We start from the raw sequence: 15,860 nt of genomic DNA on the forward strand, positions 1-15,860 counted from the left end.
CAGGCAGGCGGGCAAGTGGAGTGTTTCCTAATAGTGCTGGTTCAATTCGTCGGCGGCCGGGATTTCCCGCTCGCGCCGGGCGATGTAGTCGCGCAACGCCTCGTCGGTGGCCGGGTCCAGCCGGGGCTCTTGATATTCGGCCAACAGCTTGCGGGCGTGGTTCAGGGCGCGCTCGGTGATTTCGACCTCGCCCTCGGTCACCCATTGTTCGATCGAGTTGTTGTCGAACAATTCGGGCATGAAGAACGCCTCTTGGAAATTGTCCTGCGTGTGCGGATGGCCCAGGTAATGCCCTCCGGGGCCGATATCGGATACGGCCGCAACGGCCTCGCCGAAATCGTGCCATTTCGGGCCCTCGGCCATGCGGTAGGCCATGGCGCATTGCTCGGCATCAACAACGAACTTGGCGGTTGAACAATGCATCCCGGCCTCGTTCCAGCCCGCCGAATGCCAGATATAGTTGGCCCCCGCATGGATCACCGCCGACAGCGTGGTGGCGGATTCGTAGCCCGCCTGCGCATCGAATGTCTTGGCCCCGCCCAGCGTGTTCGAACTGCGCCACGGCACGCCGTAGTGCCGGGCCATCTGGCCGATCATGAAGTTCATCAGGCTGATCTCGGGCGTGCCCGCCATCGGCGCGCCGGATTTCATGCTGACGGTCGACAGGTAGTGCCCGTAGATAGCGGGACAGCCACGCCGGATCACCTGCGTATAGGCCAGCGCGCTCAGCGCCTCGGCGTTCAGCTGCGCGACCGTCGCCGGCACGCTGGCCGGCGTGTTGGCCCCGCCCAGAACGAACGGCGAGCACAGCACCGGCTGGTTGCGGCGGCAGAAGGCGCGCATCGCCCCCAGCATGGTCTCGTCCCAGACCAGCGGCGAGTTGCCGTTGCAGTTGCCGGTGGTGACGGGGTGATCCTCCATGAACTCTTCGCCGAACAGGATCGCGCACATCTCCATCACGTCCTCGGCGTTTCTGGGCGAGGTGGTCATGCCCATGAAGGTCTTGTCGGAATATTTCATCGACGAATAGGTGATGCGCAGGTGGCGCTGGCTGATCGGGTGATCATAGGGCTCGACGATGTGGTGGGCGCTGGAATGCAGCGCCGGCAGCATGTGGCTGAGCTTGTGGAATATCGCCAGGTCGTCCAGTGTCGGATTGCGGCGCACGTCGTCCAGATCGCGCAGAAACGGCGCGCCGGTCATCGGCACGAAAATCGCGTGCGGCCCGCCCAGGCGCACATTCTTGCGCGGGTCACGGGCGTGATAGATGAAGTCCGAGGGGATCGTCGCGATCAAGTCGCGGACCAGCCCGCGATCAAGATATACCCGCTCGCCGTCAACCTTGGCTCCAGCCGCCTTCCAGTCGGCCAGCGCAATCGGGTCGCGGAACTGCACGCCAACGTTTTCGAGGATGTCCATCGAGGCTGCGTCGATCCGCTCGACCTGTGACCCGTCCATCACTTCGCACAGCGGGATGTTGCGGGTCAGGACCGGCAACATGTCAAAGCTGGGCGCGGTGCGCAGGGCGCGGCGGGCGGCGCGGCCTCCGGAGCGGACGCGGGTGGCGGTCTGGGTCATTCTGGGCCTCCTTTGACACCAGTCTGACCAGCAACTGGGGGCGCGACCTGCAGGATTGCGAAATACTGTTGCGGAATGCGACATCGAGCCCGTGCATTGCCCGCAACAGCTGCTAAGCTGCGCTCCGCAGGATCAGGAACAATGCACAGAGCAGACCGAGAATGAATTCCGCCACATCTGAAACCGCCCGGCTTGGGGGCGAGTACGATTATATCATCATAGGCGCGGGTACCGCGGGCTGCGTGCTGGCCAACCGGCTGACCGAGGACCCCAAGACACGGGTTCTGCTGCTTGAGGCGGGCAAGTCGGACAACTACCACTGGGTCCACATCCCGGTGGGGTATCTTTACTGCATCGGCAATCCGCGCACTGACTGGATGATGAAAACCGCGGCCGAGCCGGGGCTGAACGGGCGGTCTCTGGTCTATCCGCGCGGCAAGGTGCTGGGCGGGTGCAGCTCGGTCAACGGGATGATCTACATGCGCGGGCAGGCGGCCGACTATGACCATTGGCGGCAACTGGGCAATGCGGGCTGGGGCTGGGACGATGTGCTGCCTTATTTCCTGAAATCCGAAGATCACCACGCCGGCGACAGCGAAATGCACCGGTCCGGCGGCGAGTGGAAGGTTCAGAAACAGCGGCTGAGCTGGGAGATCCTGAAGGCCGTGCAGGACGGCGCGCGCGAGATCGGCATCCAGCCGCGTGCCGATTTCAATGACGGCAACAACGAAGGCTCGGGGTTTTTCGAGGTCAACCAAAAGAACGGCGTGCGCTGGAACACGGCCAAGGGATTTCTGCGCCCGGCGATGAAACGGCCCAACCTGCGGGTCCTGACCGAGGCCGAGACGCTGGGCCTGATCCTCGAAGGCAAGGCCGTGCGCGGCGTACGCTTTGCCCGTGGCGGCACCGAATACCGCGCTTTTGCCCGGGCCGAGGTTGTATTGGCGGCGGGGTCGATCAACTCGCCCAAACTGCTGGAACTGTCGGGGATCGGCGACCCTCAGGTGCTGGCGGCGCAGGGAATCGCGGTTCAGCATGAAAGCGCCGGCGTGGGGGCGAACCTGCAGGACCACCTGCAGATCCGAACCGTGTTCAAGGTGCAGAACGTCAAAACCCTGAACACCATGGCCAACAGCCTGTGGGGCAAGGCGCGCATCGCGGCGCAATACGCCCTGACCCGGTCGGGTCCGATGGCGATGGCGCCCAGCCAGTTCGGCATGTTCACCAAGTCCGACCCGATGCTGGCCACGCCGGATCTGGAATATCACGTGCAGCCGCTGTCGACCGACCGGCTGGGCGACCCGCTGCATCCGTTCCCCGCGATCACCGTCTCGGTCTGCAATCTGCGGCCCGAAAGCCGGGGCCACTGCCACATCACAACACCCAATCCGAAGGCCCAGCCCGAGATCAGGTTGAACTACCTCTCGGCCGAGCGTGATCGGCAGGTGGCGGTCAAATCCGTACAGCAGGCCCGGCAGGTGATGGCGGCGCGGGCGCTGGCACCGTATCACCCGCAAGAGGTTCTGCCCGGTCCCGAGATCAACGACCAACAGGGCCTGCTGGAAGCGGTGGGCGATATCGCCACGACGATCTTTCACCCGGTCGGCACCTGCCGCATGGGCAGTGACGCCGCCGCGGTGGTCGATCCAGGGTTGCGCGTTCGGGGTCTGGAGGGGCTGCGGGTGGTCGATGCCTCGGTCATGCCGAAGATCGTCTCGGGCAATACCGCCTCGCCCGTGATCATGATCGCGGAAAAGGCTGCCGACATGATACGTGGACAGGCATGAGCACGGCACAGGGGCTTGCGCCTTGGCCTGCCGGACATAAATGACCGCCAGCCTCATCAACCGAGAAGCTGAACCGATGCAGGACACATTGATTTTTGAACGCCGGTCGCTGAACGCGGCAAAATGGGCCAGCCTGTTCATGGCAGGCGCCGGGGTTGTGGCCGGGTTGCTGGCAAACTCCGATGCGCTGTTGCTGGACGGGCTGTTCTCGGGACTCAATTTCGCAACGGCTGTGGTGGCGGGATGGGTCGCCGCCTCGATCCGGCGCGCCCCGGACCAGAACCGCCCCTTCGGATACGAGATCGACGAATCCGTCTTCGCGATGTTCCGCAGCCTGCTGCTGTTCGGGATCATCGTGATGGCAGCCGGTTCGGCGGTGAACCGTCTGCTGGCCTATGCCAGGACGGGCGAAGCCGCGCCGGTGGTTCTGGAATGGATCCTGATCTATGCCGGGTCGATGGCGGCGATCTGTCTGGCGCTGTTCGCCTATCATCGCTGGAACTGGCGCCGCACGGGAAAGACCAGCGATCTGCTGCGGGTCGAGTCCCGGGCCGCGATGGTCGACGGGGTGCTGAGCCTTGGGGCCGGGGCGGCGTTTTTTGCGATCACCCTGCTTGAGGGCGGGCCGCTTGCAGGTCTGGTTCCGGTGTCGGATGCGCTGGTGGTTTTGCTGCTGTGCTTGGCGCTGCTGCCTCAGCCGATCAAGGTGTTTCTGGGCGCGCTGCGCGATATCGTTGGCGTGGCGCTGCCGGCCGATGCCCGGTCCGAGATCATTGGGCAGGCCCGCCGGATCTGTGCAGACAGCCCGTTTCAGGTGCTGGACGTGGCGACGGTGCGCAGCGGGCGGGCGCTGTTCCACCTTGTCTATCTGAAACCCGCCGAATCCGTGACGATCGAAGCCTTCGAGGCCGTCCGCGACCGGCTGGCCCAAGCCGCAAGCCCGGGCCGGGTCGCGTTGACGCTGGCCTCCGACCCGCCCTTTGGTCGGGCCCCGCGCGTTCAGTAGTCGGCAACCAGCAGGAATTCGGGCGCGGTGTCTTCCTCGATCGTGGCAAAGCGCGGGATCGGCTGTTCGAACACGTTGTCGGTGCGGTCGTCATTGACGGTCGAGACCTCGCCGATCAGACAATCGCCCTTTTCCGCCCAGAAGGCGTGCCAGATGCCGGGCATCAGCGTGACGCTTTCGCCCGGTTTCAGGCGCAGATGCTCGCCCGGCTGGATGGTCACCGGGCAGGCGTCACTGGGTACGGTGACGGGGGTGTCGCGGTCGATGCTGCCATCGGGGGCCGAGGCGTAGATCTCCATCACCAGATCGCCGCCGCCGCGGTTGATGATGTCTTCGGCCTTGACGATGTGGCGATGCATCGGCGACAGCTGTTTGTCGCGTGAAATCAAAAGCTTCTCGGCATAGAGCATGCCTCGGCCCGCGCTCAGGTCCTTTTCGTCGCCATTGCGCAGGGTGAACAGGAACAGGCCCAGTTCGTCGAACCTGCCCTGGCCGTAATCGGTGATGTCCCAGCCAAGGCCACGGGCGCGGATGCCGGCGGCCTGCGGGCTGCGCATCTGCTCGGGCGTCCAGTCGGCAAAGGGCGGCAGCGCAAAGCCGAACGAATTGATGAAGGCCTGCGCCTCGGCCTTGATGCGGTTGATCTCGGATCGTTTCATATCGGTGCTTTCGATGACTTACAGCTCGTGTGCCCAGGGCGGGTTGGCCCCGGCGCGGGATACGGTGACGGCAGCAACCTTGCCGCCCAGTTCCAGCGCGGCGCGCAGGTCGTCGGGCGAGATCGCGCGGAGCGCCTGTTTGGTCAGCAGCCCGGCGCGGTGCAGTTGCGCCAGAACCCCGGCGTTGAACGTGTCGCCCGCGCCCACCGTGTCGACCACCTGAACCGGCGTGACCGGCACTGAAACCGTGCGGCCATCGGCCAAATACCCGGTCGCGCCCTGGCTGCCGCGCGTGACGATCACCACGGCGGGGCCGGCCTGCAGCAGCAGCGGCACCTTTTCTTCCAGCGTTTCAGGGCCGGGGACGATCCAGTCCAGATCTTCGTCCGAGACCTTGACGATGTCGGCCTGCGCGATCATCCGGTTCAGCCGGGTGCGATAGCGGGTCTGGTCCTGGATGAAGCCGGGGCGGATGTTGGGGTCGATCATCACCGCGAGCTCGGTCCCGTGGCGGTCCAGCAGGGCGGCATAGGCATCGGCGCAGGGCTCGCAGGCCAGGCTGATGCCGCCGAAATACAGCGCCGAGGTCGCGGTCAGCTGGTCCGGCATGTCCTCGGGGCGCAGCATCCGCCCGGCCGAGTTTTCATCGACGAAGGAATAGGTGGCGTGCCCGTCCTGCAGTTGGACGAAGGCCAGCGTGGTCGGACGGTCCGAGAGTACGACCTGCGAGCCATCCACATGGCTTTCTTTCAGGGCCTGCGCCAATTGCTGGCCGAACATGTCGCTCGACAGCCCGGTCAGCATTCCGGCAGGCGCATCCAGCCGGCCCAGGGCGATGGCGGTGTTGAACACCGCGCCACCCGAATGCGGCACGAAACCTTGCGCGCCCGAAACCGTCGGTTCCGCGATCATGTCGATCAGGGCCTCGCCACAGCACAGGATCATGTCCCGGCTCCTTCCTTCTGCAAAGATCTGGCGGTGAGTTTACCGCGCGAGCGCATTTTTGCAGAAGTTGTTAGCGCCAACAATGCCAAATTCAGCCTGTTCCGACACATAAACGCCAAAGCCTTGCCGCAGCGCGTCGAACCGGCCGCCGGCGTTGAAGGCGGCCAGGAAGTCGTCGCCGAACAGCCAGCGGTTCTTCTCGGCCACGCCGCCCACAAGGAAGACGCCGCCGGTGGGCATCACGGTGACGGCCATGTCGCCCATCACGGCGCCCAGATGGGTGGTGAAGATCTGCGCGGCGCGCATGGCGAGCGGATCGGACCCGTCGCGCGCGGCCTGCAGGATGTCCTTGGCGGGCAAGGCGGGCGTTTCGGGCTGGCCCGCGGCCATGCCCACGGCGCGGTACAGGATCGGCAGGCCCGTGCCGCTCAGGAACATCTCTGCCTCGAGCGTCAGGCTGTCGCCAAAGAAACACTCGGACGCGATCCGGTGGGCGGCTTCGAACACGTCCACCTCGTCGCGGGTGCGGGGCGACAGGCCGACATGGCCGCCCTCGCCCGAGACGGTGTGATAGTGGCCTTCGGAATACAAAAGCGCGCCGACGCCCAGCCCGGTGCCGGGGCCGACCACCAGTCGGGTGCCCGTGGGCGGGGTTGGATCGCCCTGCAGGGCCTGCACGTCATCGCCGGTGATCTCGGCCACCGACCACGCGGCGGCGGTGAAGTCGTTGATGACAAAGGTGTGGTCCGCGCCGGTGGCCTTGGCGATGTCGGCCTCGGACAGATCCAGATTGGCATTGGTCAGGCGGATCGTGCCATTGCGCACCGGGCCTGCGCCCGCGGCGACCACGGCGCGCGGCGGCGTTCCGATCTCGGCGCACAGGTCGTGCAGGGCGGCCAGAAACTCGGGCAGGGTGCCGGTGGGTGATTTGCGCAGATCGGTGAGGGTGCCTTTGGTGACGACCCCCAGCCGCGTGTTGGTGCCGCCGATATCGGCCACCAGATTCCAGTGGTCGTGCATTGCGCCCCTGGGCTGCGCCATCGGAACCGAGACCGGATCGCCCTGGGCCAACGCGGCCTGCATCGCCCGGAACGAGGCCTTGGGGCGGCGTTCCAGCGTGTCGAAGTCGACATCGACCAGGCCGAACCGCTTTTCGTATCCCAGCGCCCATTCGTAGTTGTCCAGCAGCGACCATATGAAATAGCCCTTGACCGGAACGCCCTGATCCAGCGCGTCCTGCACCGCCGCCAGATGCTGATTCAGATAGTCGATGCGGTCGTCATCCTGCTGCCGCTCGGGGCTGGCCATGCCGTTTTCGGTGACATAGATCGGCAGATCGCCCGTGTAGTCCCGGGCCGTACGGGTCAGAAACCGGGTCAGCGCGCTTGGTTCGATCTCCCACCCCATCTGCGTCTTGGGCAGGGGGCCGGGGATCTCTTGGAGGCTGGGCCAGGGCGTGTCGGCGGGCGCGATCAGCTTGCGGGTATAGTAGTTCAGCCCGCACCAGTCGACCGGCGTGCCGATCGTGTCGAAATCATCCTGCCACCCGTCGGGCAGGTGGGCCTGCAGCCCCTGCAGGACATTCTCGGGGTAGGCCTTGTTGAAAACGCCGCCCAGGAAGAACCGGTTGTAGATGCCGTCGTACAGATCGGCGGCTTCGCGGGCCTCGGGGGTGTCATCGGCAGGTTCGGCCCATTCAAGGTTGAACACCGCGCCCAGGTTCGACATGCCAAGGCCCCGCATCGCCTGAATCGCGCGGCCGTGGGCCAGAAGGACGTGATGCATGGCACGGGCCGTGGCGCGGATGTCGCGCAGGCCGGGGGCATGGTGGCCTTCGAAATGGCTCAGCCAGCTGACGCACCAGGGCTCGTTTATCGGGGCGACGCTGTACATGCGGTCGCCGATGCGGCCCATGATGATCTCGGTGAAATCGGCGAACCAGTGGGCGATGTCACGGTTGCGCCAACCGCCCAGATCAACCAGCGGCGAGGGCAGTTCCCAATGATACAGGGTGGCGCAGGGGCGGATGCCGCGTTCCAGCAGGGCGTCGGCCAACCGGTCATAATAGTCCAGCCCGGCCTGATTCACCGGCCCGCGCCCTTCGGGCAGCACGCGCGCCCAGCTGGTGGAAAAACGATAGCAGTCGAACCCGGCCTCGCGGATCAGGTCGAAATCCTGTTCGTACCGGTGCAGGTGGTCGCAGGCGAGATCGCCGTTTTCGGCGCGCACCACGTTGCCGGGCGTGGCTGCGAAACTGTCCCAATGGGTCGGGCCGGCGCCGCCCTGTGCGTGGCCTTCGATCTGATAGGCAGAGGTTGCGACACCAAAGAGAAAGTCTTTGGGGAAATCAGCGCGGGTGTACTTCATGTTCAGAACCTGTTGGGGGCGGGACCAGTCGAGCCGCCGACTACCAGTTCGGCCTCGAGCAATCTAGTCTTGGCCGGGTCGTGGGGCGCGCGGATGCGCTCGATCAGCATCTCGGCGGCCAGTTCGCCGGCGTGGCGCACCGAAGACCGGGTGGCGGTAAAGATCGGAACGTCCTGCCCGTTCTTCAGATAGGACAGGTCGTCGTCATGTGCGATCACCGACACGTCGCGGCCCATTTTCAGCCCGGCCTCGTCCAGCGCGCGCCGCACCCCGATCGCCGAGATCATCGACGAGGTCAGGATCGCGGTCGGCGGATCGTCCAGCCGCAGCATGTCGCGGGTTTCGTGATGGCCATAGACTTCGGTCATCTCGGCGCTGCGCATCAGGGCCGGGTCGGGCGACAGACCGGCTTGTTTCAGCGCCTCAAGATACCCGTCGCGGCGCCTTTGGGCAAAATCCATGTCTTCCAGACCGTTGATCAGCGCGATCCGCCGGTGGCCCAGGTCGATCAGAAAGCGGGTCGCACGCAGGAACGAGCTTTTGTTGTTCACGTCGATCCAGTCATAGGGCACGCTGACGCCGGTCGACCGGCCATGCACGATGAACGGCACCTGCATCCGAGTCAGAACCTCGATCCGCGGCTCGTTCACCTTGGGGCCCTGCAGCACCACGCCGTCGACCGCACCGCGTTGGAACAGGCTGCGATAGGCGTCTTCGATCGAGGTGTCGTCGGCATTGGTGAACATCATGTCGTAGCCGTGCTCGGCATATTTCTTGACCGCGCCGGCGACGAAATCGCCGAAGATCGGGTTCACCATCTCGTGGCGCGACGAGCTGGGGATCACGTGGCCGATCACCATCGAACGACCCGTCGCCAGCCCCTTGGCGCGGGCGTTCGGCCGATAGCCATGTTTGGCCGCCGCCGCCTGAACCCGCATGCGAGTCTCTTCGTTCACCTCTGGGTAACCGTTCAGCGCGCGGCTGACCGTTGTCTGTGACAGACCCAGGATCTGAGAGAGCTGTTTGAGGTTCATAGCGGTTTCAAAAGGCTTTCAATGCTTGTGTGCGCCCTGTTGTGTGGGGAATTGCGGCTTGCGTCAAGTTGTTTTGCCATTCTTTGCTATATGTCAAGAAAACATGGACACGGACGGCCCATGTCAAAATCTAGCCATTGACAGGGCCAACATGTTAGCGGATAACGGCCGCATTCAAAGCGCTTTGAAAACTGAGTCTCACACGCGCGGATACAGTTGGGAGGAAAATCAATGAAACACTCGCTTTTGGCAGGTGCGGCCACGTTTGCCCTGATGGCGGGCGCGGCCCAGGCCGAAAAGGTCACCGTGTTCGGCCCGTGGCTTGGCCCGGACCAGGAGAATGTCGAAAAGGTGCTGGACGGCTTTGCCGCGGCCACCGGTCATGAATATGCCTATGTCGGGTCGGACAGCTTCGAGCAGCAGATCCGCATCGACGCCGAGGCCGGGTCGGCCCCGAACATCGCCGTGTTCCCCCAGCCGGGTCTTGCAGCCGATATGGCCAAGGCCGGGTTTCTGACACCGCTTGCTGACGGGACCGCCGACTGGATCCGGGACAACTATGCCGCGGGCCAGTCTTGGGTCGATCTGGGCACCTATGCCGGCCCGGACGGTCAGGACCACCTGTACGGCTTCTTCTACAAGGTCGATGTGAAATCGCTGGTCTGGTACGTGCCCGAGAACTTTGAGGACGCGGGATATGAAGTTCCGACCACGATGGAAGAGCTCAAGGCCCTGACCGAGCAGATCGTCGCCGATGGCGGCACGCCCTGGTGCATCGGTCTGGGGTCGGGTGGCGCAACCGGCTGGCCTGCGACCGACTGGGTCGAGGATATGATGCTGCGCACCCAATCCCCCGAGGATTATGACGCGTGGGTTGCCAACGAGCTGAAGTTCAACGATCCCAAGGTCGTGGCCGCGATCGAGGAATTCGGCGCATTCGCCCGCAATGACGACTACGTCGCCGGTGGGGCCGGTGCGGTTGCAACCACGGATTTCCGCGACAGCCCCAAAGGCATGTTCAGCTCGCCGCCGCAGTGCTACATGCACCGTCAGGCCTCGTTCATCCCGGCCTTCTTCCCCGAAGGCACGGTCGTGGGTGAAGATGCCGATTTCTTCTACTTCCCGGCTTATGAAAGCAAGGATCTGGGCAGCCCGGTACTGGGCGCTGGCACCCTGTGGGCGATCACCAATGACAGCCCCGCAGCGCATGACCTGATCGCCTATCTGCAGACGCCCGAGGCGCATGAGACCTGGATGGCGCTCAGCGGCTTTTTGACCCCGCACAAGGGTGTCGATACCTCGGCCTTCTCGGATCCGACGCTGAAGAAGATGAACGACATTCTTCTGGGTGCGACCACCTTCCGTTTTGACGGGTCTGACCTGATGCCGGGCGCGGTTGGCGCAGGCACGTTCTGGACGGGCATGGTCGACTATGCCGGTGGCAAACCCGCGCAAGACGTGGCGGACGAGATCCAGGCGTCTTGGGACGCGATCCAATAAAGCCATGAAACCGGGCAATCCGACCTCAGGGTTGCCCGACCCATTGTCGCCAGGGAGGGTGACATGCATCCCGCATTGCAAGGTCTGCTGACGATCGCCATCGGCGTATCCGGCTGCGTCGGCTATTTCTACCTGTCCAACCAGTTTCTGGACAAGGTTCTGTTCCCGCCGCGCGGCCCGAACGCCGGACGCAACATCAATCGGGCGAACATGGTCCGGCCATGGTTGTTTCTATTGCCCGCTCTGGTCGCGCTGGGGCTGTACCTGGCCTACCCTGTGGTGGAAACGCTACGCCTGTCCCTGACCGACCGGGTGCCCGGCGGCGGATACGAGTGGGTGGGTCTGGACAACTACGCCCAAATGATGGGAGAGCCCAAATTCTGGGAAGCGATGCGTAACAACATGCTGTGGCTGATCGTGGTCCCGGCGCTGTCGACAGCATTTGGCCTGTTGGTCGCCCAGCTGACCGACCGCATCCGATGGGGCAATGTCGCCAAATCTCTGATCTTCATGCCGATGGCGATCTCGTTCGTGGGCGCATCGGTGATCTGGAAGCTTGTCTATGACACCCGTCCGGTCGAGCAGGACCAGATCGGCATGCTGAATGCCCTGTACATCTTCTTTGGCGGAACCGACCCGCAGACCTGGCTGACGATCCCGTTCTGGAACAATTTCTTCCTGATGATCGTGCTGGTCTGGATTCAGACGGGCTTTGCCATGGTGATCCTGTCGGCGGCCCTGCGCGGCATTCCCGAAGAAACGGTCGAGGCCGCCATTCTAGATGGCGCCAGCCCGTTCCAGATCTTCTTCAAGATCAAGGTGCCGCAGATCAAGACGACGATTCTGGTGGTGTGGACCACGATCACCATCGTCGTGCTGAAGGTGTTCGACATCGTTTTCGCCATGACCAACGGCCAGTGGGAGACACAGGTCTTGGCCAACTACATGTTCGACAAGCTGTTCCGCGCCAATGACTGGGGCGTGGGTTCGGCCTCGGCCATGGTCATCATGCTGCTGGTGACGCCGATCCTTGTCTGGAACGTGCGCAACGCGCGCAAGGAAATGGAATAGGGGGTGCGTCATGAGTGAGATCGCAGGAACCCGCCCGGCGCTCAGATGGGCCGTACATGCCTCGGTTCTGTTTCTGGTGGTGCTGTGGGTGGTGCCCACGCTGGGCCTGTTCATCTCGTCGTTTCGCACGGCGGACCAGATCGCGACCAGCGGCTGGTGGCGGGCGATTTTCCCGTCCGAGCAGAACCTGACGCTGCGCAGCGCCGCGCCCGACACCCAGATGCAGAAAAACGGCCTGTATGTGATCGAGGGCAATCTGTTCGACGCCGGAACCAAGGCGCGCATCTCGAAATGGGGCATCAGCTCGCGCGAGATCGATGCGTTTGAGCCGGGCCAGACCGCCGAACTGCGCAAGGGCGGTGCGATCACCGTTCAGGCCAATGGCGACTACCGGATGGAGAACACCGAGGAATTCACCGGCAGCCGTGGGTCGCGCGTCTTCGTGACCGCCGAGTTGCCGCCCGAGTTCACGCTGGACAACTACCACAAGGTCCTGCTGGCCGAGGACAGCACTGACAGCATGGCCAAGGCGTTCTTCAACACGTTGACAGTCACGATTCCGGCCACGATCATTCCGATCCTGGTGGCGGCTTTCGCGGCCTATGCGCTGGCCTGGATGGATTTCCCGGGCCGTGCGCTGTTGATCGCCGCGGTGGTCGGTCTGCTGGTGGTTCCCTTGCAGTTGGCGCTGATCCCGCTGCTGAAATTCCACCTGAACATAGGCATCGGCAAAGGGTATCTGGGCGTCTGGCTGGCCCATACCGGCTTTGGCATGCCGCTGGCGATCTATCTTCTGCGCAACTACATGGCCGGGCTGCCCCGCGACCTGATCGAGAATGCGCGGGTCGATGGCGCCACCGAATTTCAAATCTTCACCAAGCTGATCCTGCCGCTGAGCTTTCCGGCGCTGGCCTCGTTCGCCATCTTCCAGTTCCTGTGGACATGGAACGACCTGCTGGTGGCCAAGGTGTTCCTGATCGACGCATCCGGCGAGACTACCGTGATGACCAACAGTATCGTCGAGCTTCTGGGCACCCGTGGCGGCAACTGGGAAATCCTGGCCACGGCCGCATTCGTGTCGATCGCGGTGCCGCTGGTCGTCTTCTTTGCAATGCAGAAATACCTGGTCCGCGGATTGCTGGCCGGTTCAGTCAAATAAGGGCGTGTGATGAACGTGCAGAACAACGTGGACCTCAAGCACTCAACCAAGACGGCGTCCGACTGGTGGCGCGGCGGCGTGATCTATCAGATCTACCCGCGCAGCTTTCAGGACAGCAACGGCGACGGCATCGGAGACCTGCGGGGCATTACCCAGCGGCTGGATTACATCGCTGGTCTGGGGGTTGATGCGATCTGGATCTCGCCCTTCTTCAAGTCGCCGATGAAGGATTTCGGGTACGATGTCAGCGACTATCGCGCCATCGATCCGATGTTCGGCACGATGGAGGATTTCCAGACGTTGCTGGACCGCGCCCATGGTCTGGGTCTGCGGGTGATGATCGACCTGGTTCTGTCGCATACCTCGGACCAGCATCCGTGGTTCGTCGAAAGCCGCAGCAACCGCGAAAACCCCAAGGCCGACTGGTATGTCTGGGCCGACCCCAAGCCTGACGGGACCCCGCCCAACAACTGGCTGTCGATCTTCGGCGGCTCGGCCTGGCAGTGGGATACGCGCCGGCAGCAGTATTACCTGCACAACTTCCTGACCTCGCAGCCGGACCTGAATTTCCACAACCCCGATGTGCAGGACGCGCTGCTGGACGTGGCGCGGTTCTGGCTGGACATGGGCGTTGACGGGTTCCGACTGGACACGATCAACTTCTACTTCCACGACGCGCAACTGCGCGACAACCCGGCGCTGCCGCTGGATCAGCGCAACGCAACCATCGCGCCGATGGTCAACCCCTACAACCATCAGGACCACCTGTATTCCAAGAGCCAGCCCGAAAACATCGCCTTCCTGGAACGGCTGCGCGCCCTGACCGATCAATATGACGGTCGCGCCTGTCTGGGCGAGGTGGGCGACGCACAGCGCGGGCTTGAGATCATGGGCGAATACACCCGTGGCGACAAGCGTATGCACATGTGCTATGCCTTTGAATTTCTGGAAAAACGCCGCCTGACGGCAGAATACACCAAGCATGTGTTCGACCAGCTCCTGTCCAAGGCCGGCGACGCCTGGCCGTGCTGGGCGTTCTCCAACCACGACGTGCAGCGCCACGCCTCGCGCTGGGATCTGGATGAGGCCGGCATCCGGCAGCACGCGGTTCTGATGATGTGCCTGCGCGGCTCGGCCTGCCTGTATCAGGGCGAAGAGCTGGGCTTGCCCGAGGCCGACGTGCCCTTTGAGCACCTGCAGGACCCCTATGGCATCGAGTTCTGGCCTGAATACAAGGGCCGCGACGGCTGCCGCACGCCCATGGTCTGGGCTGCGCAGGACGAACAGTCGGGCTTTACCACCGGTGCGCCCTGGCTGCCCGTCAGCACCGCGCAGGCCGAGCGCGCCGTGGACCGGATGGACGCCGACCCGCAGTCGGTGCTGAACCACTATCGTCGTGCCATCGCCTTGCGCCATGAATATCCGGCGCTGATGTCGGGCACCCAGTCCGACATGCGCGAAACCGGCCCGATCCTCAGCTTCCTGCGCGAGGATGATACCCAGCAGGTGTTCTGCGCCTTCAACCTGGGCAATGGCGCCGCCGAAATCGACCTGCCCGAAGGCAACTGGCGCTGCATCGGTCAGGATCTGGGCGCAGTCGAGGCGCAGGGCCGCGCCACGCTGGCGCCGTCGCAATTTTGCCTGATGGTCCGAGAGAAAGGGTAACCCATGTCCGAGCTCAAGTTGACCGATGTCGCAAAGACCTATGGCAATGTTGATGTCCTGAAGGACATCAACCTCGAGATCGAGCGCGGCGAGTTGATCGTGTTCGTCGGCCCTTCGGGCTGCGGCAAGTCCACCCTGCTGCGGATGATCGCGGGGCTGGAACGCATTTCGGGCGGGACGCTGGAGATCGAGGGGCAGGTGATGAACGACGTGCCCCCGGCACAGCGCGGCATCGCCATGGTGTTCCAAAGCTACGCGCTGTATCCGCACATGACCGTGCGCGAGAACATGGCCTTTGCCCTGAAGATCGCCAAGATGCCCACCGATCAGATCGACGCGGCGGTAAACCGTGCGGCGCAGATCCTGCAGCTGGAACCGTTTCTGGACCGGCTGCCCAAGGCCCTGTCGGGCGGTCAGCGACAGCGGGTCGCCATCGGCCGGGCTATCGTGCGCGACCCCAAGGTCTATCTGTTCGACGAGCCGCTGTCGAACCTGGATGCCGCCCTGCGGGTGGCCACGCGGATCGAGATCGCGCGCCTGAAAGAGGCGATGCCTGACAGCACGATGATCTATGTCACCCACGACCAGGTCGAGGCAATGACCCTGGCCAGCCGGATCGTGGTTCTGGCCAACAAGGGTATCGCGCAGGTCGGCACGCCGCTGGAACTGTACGAGACGCCTGACAATGAATTCGTGGCCCAGTTCATCGGCTCGCCCGCCATGAACCTGCTGCCGGGCACGATCACCGGCACCGGTGCCACCACGACCGTCGCGCTGGACTGTGGCGGCACGGCAGTTTCGGCCATCCCGACCCAGGACGCGGACGCCGGCAAGAAGGTCAACGTGGGTGTGCGCCCCGAGGATCTGGTGGTCGCCGACGGTGACCCCATCCTGACCGGGACCGTGGACTTTACCGAAGCATTGGGCGAGGTGACGTTGCTCTATTTCGCGAAAGCCCCCGGCGCCGAGTCGGTGATCGGCAAACTGCCGGGCATCCATCGTGGCTTGCGTGGCCAGACGGTTTCGGTGACTGCCGCGCCGGAGAAGATCCACCTGTTCCATGACGGCCGGTCAATGCGCAAATAGCTC

General features: G+C 63.9%; 12 protein-coding genes and 1 pseudogene. 7 read left to right on the forward strand and 6 right to left on the reverse strand.

The window, feature by feature from the left end:
* Window positions 1-27: 27 nt before the first annotated feature.
* A complete protein-coding gene (locus K3752_RS18050) occupies window positions 28-1,578 on the reverse strand; it encodes a trimethylamine methyltransferase family protein (protein ID WP_260066673.1) in 1,551 nt (516 codons plus the stop codon).
* Window positions 1,579-1,739: 161 nt separating this feature from the next.
* Between K3752_RS18050 and K3752_RS18055 the strand changes: the two genes are divergently transcribed.
* Together K3752_RS18055 and K3752_RS18060 are read left to right on the forward strand one after the other, a co-directional pair.
* Complete coding sequence (locus K3752_RS18055; protein WP_260066675.1) at window positions 1,740-3,365, forward strand: GMC family oxidoreductase; 1,626 nt, start codon at window positions 1,740-1,742, stop codon at window positions 3,363-3,365.
* A 40-nt stretch (window positions 3,366-3,405) separates the two neighbouring features.
* Window positions 3,406-4,371, forward strand: a complete 966-nt coding sequence (locus K3752_RS18060; protein WP_260066676.1) for a cation transporter — start codon at window positions 3,406-3,408, stop codon at window positions 4,369-4,371.
* Here the strand turns inward: K3752_RS18060 and K3752_RS18065 are convergent.
* From K3752_RS18065 to K3752_RS18085, 5 genes and pseudogenes are all read right to left on the reverse strand, one after another.
* Window positions 4,365-5,030, reverse strand: coding sequence for a D-lyxose/D-mannose family sugar isomerase (locus K3752_RS18065; protein ID WP_170359737.1), 666 nt, complete (start codon window positions 5,028-5,030; stop codon window positions 4,365-4,367). The genes K3752_RS18060 and K3752_RS18065 overlap by 7 nt on opposite strands.
* Before the next feature lie 18 nt (window positions 5,031-5,048).
* Complete coding sequence (locus K3752_RS18070; RefSeq protein WP_260066677.1) at window positions 5,049-5,975, reverse strand: carbohydrate kinase; 927 nt, start codon at window positions 5,973-5,975, stop codon at window positions 5,049-5,051.
* Between the two features lie 39 nt (window positions 5,976-6,014).
* Window positions 6,015-7,058, reverse strand: coding sequence for an ROK family protein (locus K3752_RS18075; protein ID WP_311201688.1), 1,044 nt, complete (start codon window positions 7,056-7,058; stop codon window positions 6,015-6,017).
* A pseudogene (locus tag K3752_RS18080) lies at window positions 7,044-8,342 on the reverse strand (GH1 family beta-glucosidase); the annotation flags it as partial. The pseudogene K3752_RS18080 and the gene K3752_RS18075, both read right to left, overlap by 15 nt.
* 2 nt (window positions 8,343-8,344) lie before the next feature.
* Window positions 8,345-9,376 (reverse strand): LacI family DNA-binding transcriptional regulator, encoded by a 1,032-nt coding sequence (locus K3752_RS18085; RefSeq protein ID WP_093963166.1) that lies wholly within the window; start codon window positions 9,374-9,376, stop codon window positions 8,345-8,347.
* 231 nt (window positions 9,377-9,607) lie between these two features.
* Here K3752_RS18085 and K3752_RS18090 point away from each other — a divergent pair, with 231 nt between their 5' ends.
* The 5 genes from K3752_RS18090 to K3752_RS18110 all read left to right on the forward strand — a co-directional run bounded on the left by K3752_RS18090 (window position 9,608) and on the right by K3752_RS18110 (window position 15,857).
* Complete coding sequence (locus tag K3752_RS18090; RefSeq protein WP_260066680.1) at window positions 9,608-10,876, forward strand: ABC transporter substrate-binding protein; 1,269 nt, start codon at window positions 9,608-9,610, stop codon at window positions 10,874-10,876.
* 63 nt (window positions 10,877-10,939) lie between these two features.
* Window positions 10,940-11,947: a carbohydrate ABC transporter permease gene (locus K3752_RS18095; RefSeq protein ID WP_170341219.1), complete on the forward strand. Its 1,008-nt coding sequence runs from the start codon at window positions 10,940-10,942 to the stop codon at window positions 11,945-11,947.
* A gap of 10 nt (window positions 11,948-11,957) precedes the next feature.
* Window positions 11,958-13,106: a carbohydrate ABC transporter permease gene (locus K3752_RS18100; protein ID WP_170367399.1), complete on the forward strand. Its 1,149-nt coding sequence runs from the start codon at window positions 11,958-11,960 to the stop codon at window positions 13,104-13,106.
* A gap of 9 nt (window positions 13,107-13,115) precedes the next feature.
* Entirely contained in the window at window positions 13,116-14,771 is a 1,656-nt protein-coding gene (locus K3752_RS18105; protein WP_260066682.1) for an alpha-glucosidase, read from the forward strand.
* Between the two features lie 3 nt (window positions 14,772-14,774).
* Window positions 14,775-15,857 carry an ABC transporter ATP-binding protein gene (locus K3752_RS18110; RefSeq protein ID WP_170372742.1) on the forward strand — a complete coding sequence of 361 codons (1,083 nt, stop codon included), beginning with the start codon at window positions 14,775-14,777 and terminating at the stop codon, window positions 15,855-15,857.
* Window positions 15,858-15,860 lie beyond the last annotated feature (3 nt).

It is taken from the genome of Ruegeria sp. B32, from assembly GCF_025141855.1.
GTDB lineage: Bacteria > Pseudomonadota > Alphaproteobacteria > Rhodobacterales > Rhodobacteraceae > Ruegeria > Ruegeria arenilitoris.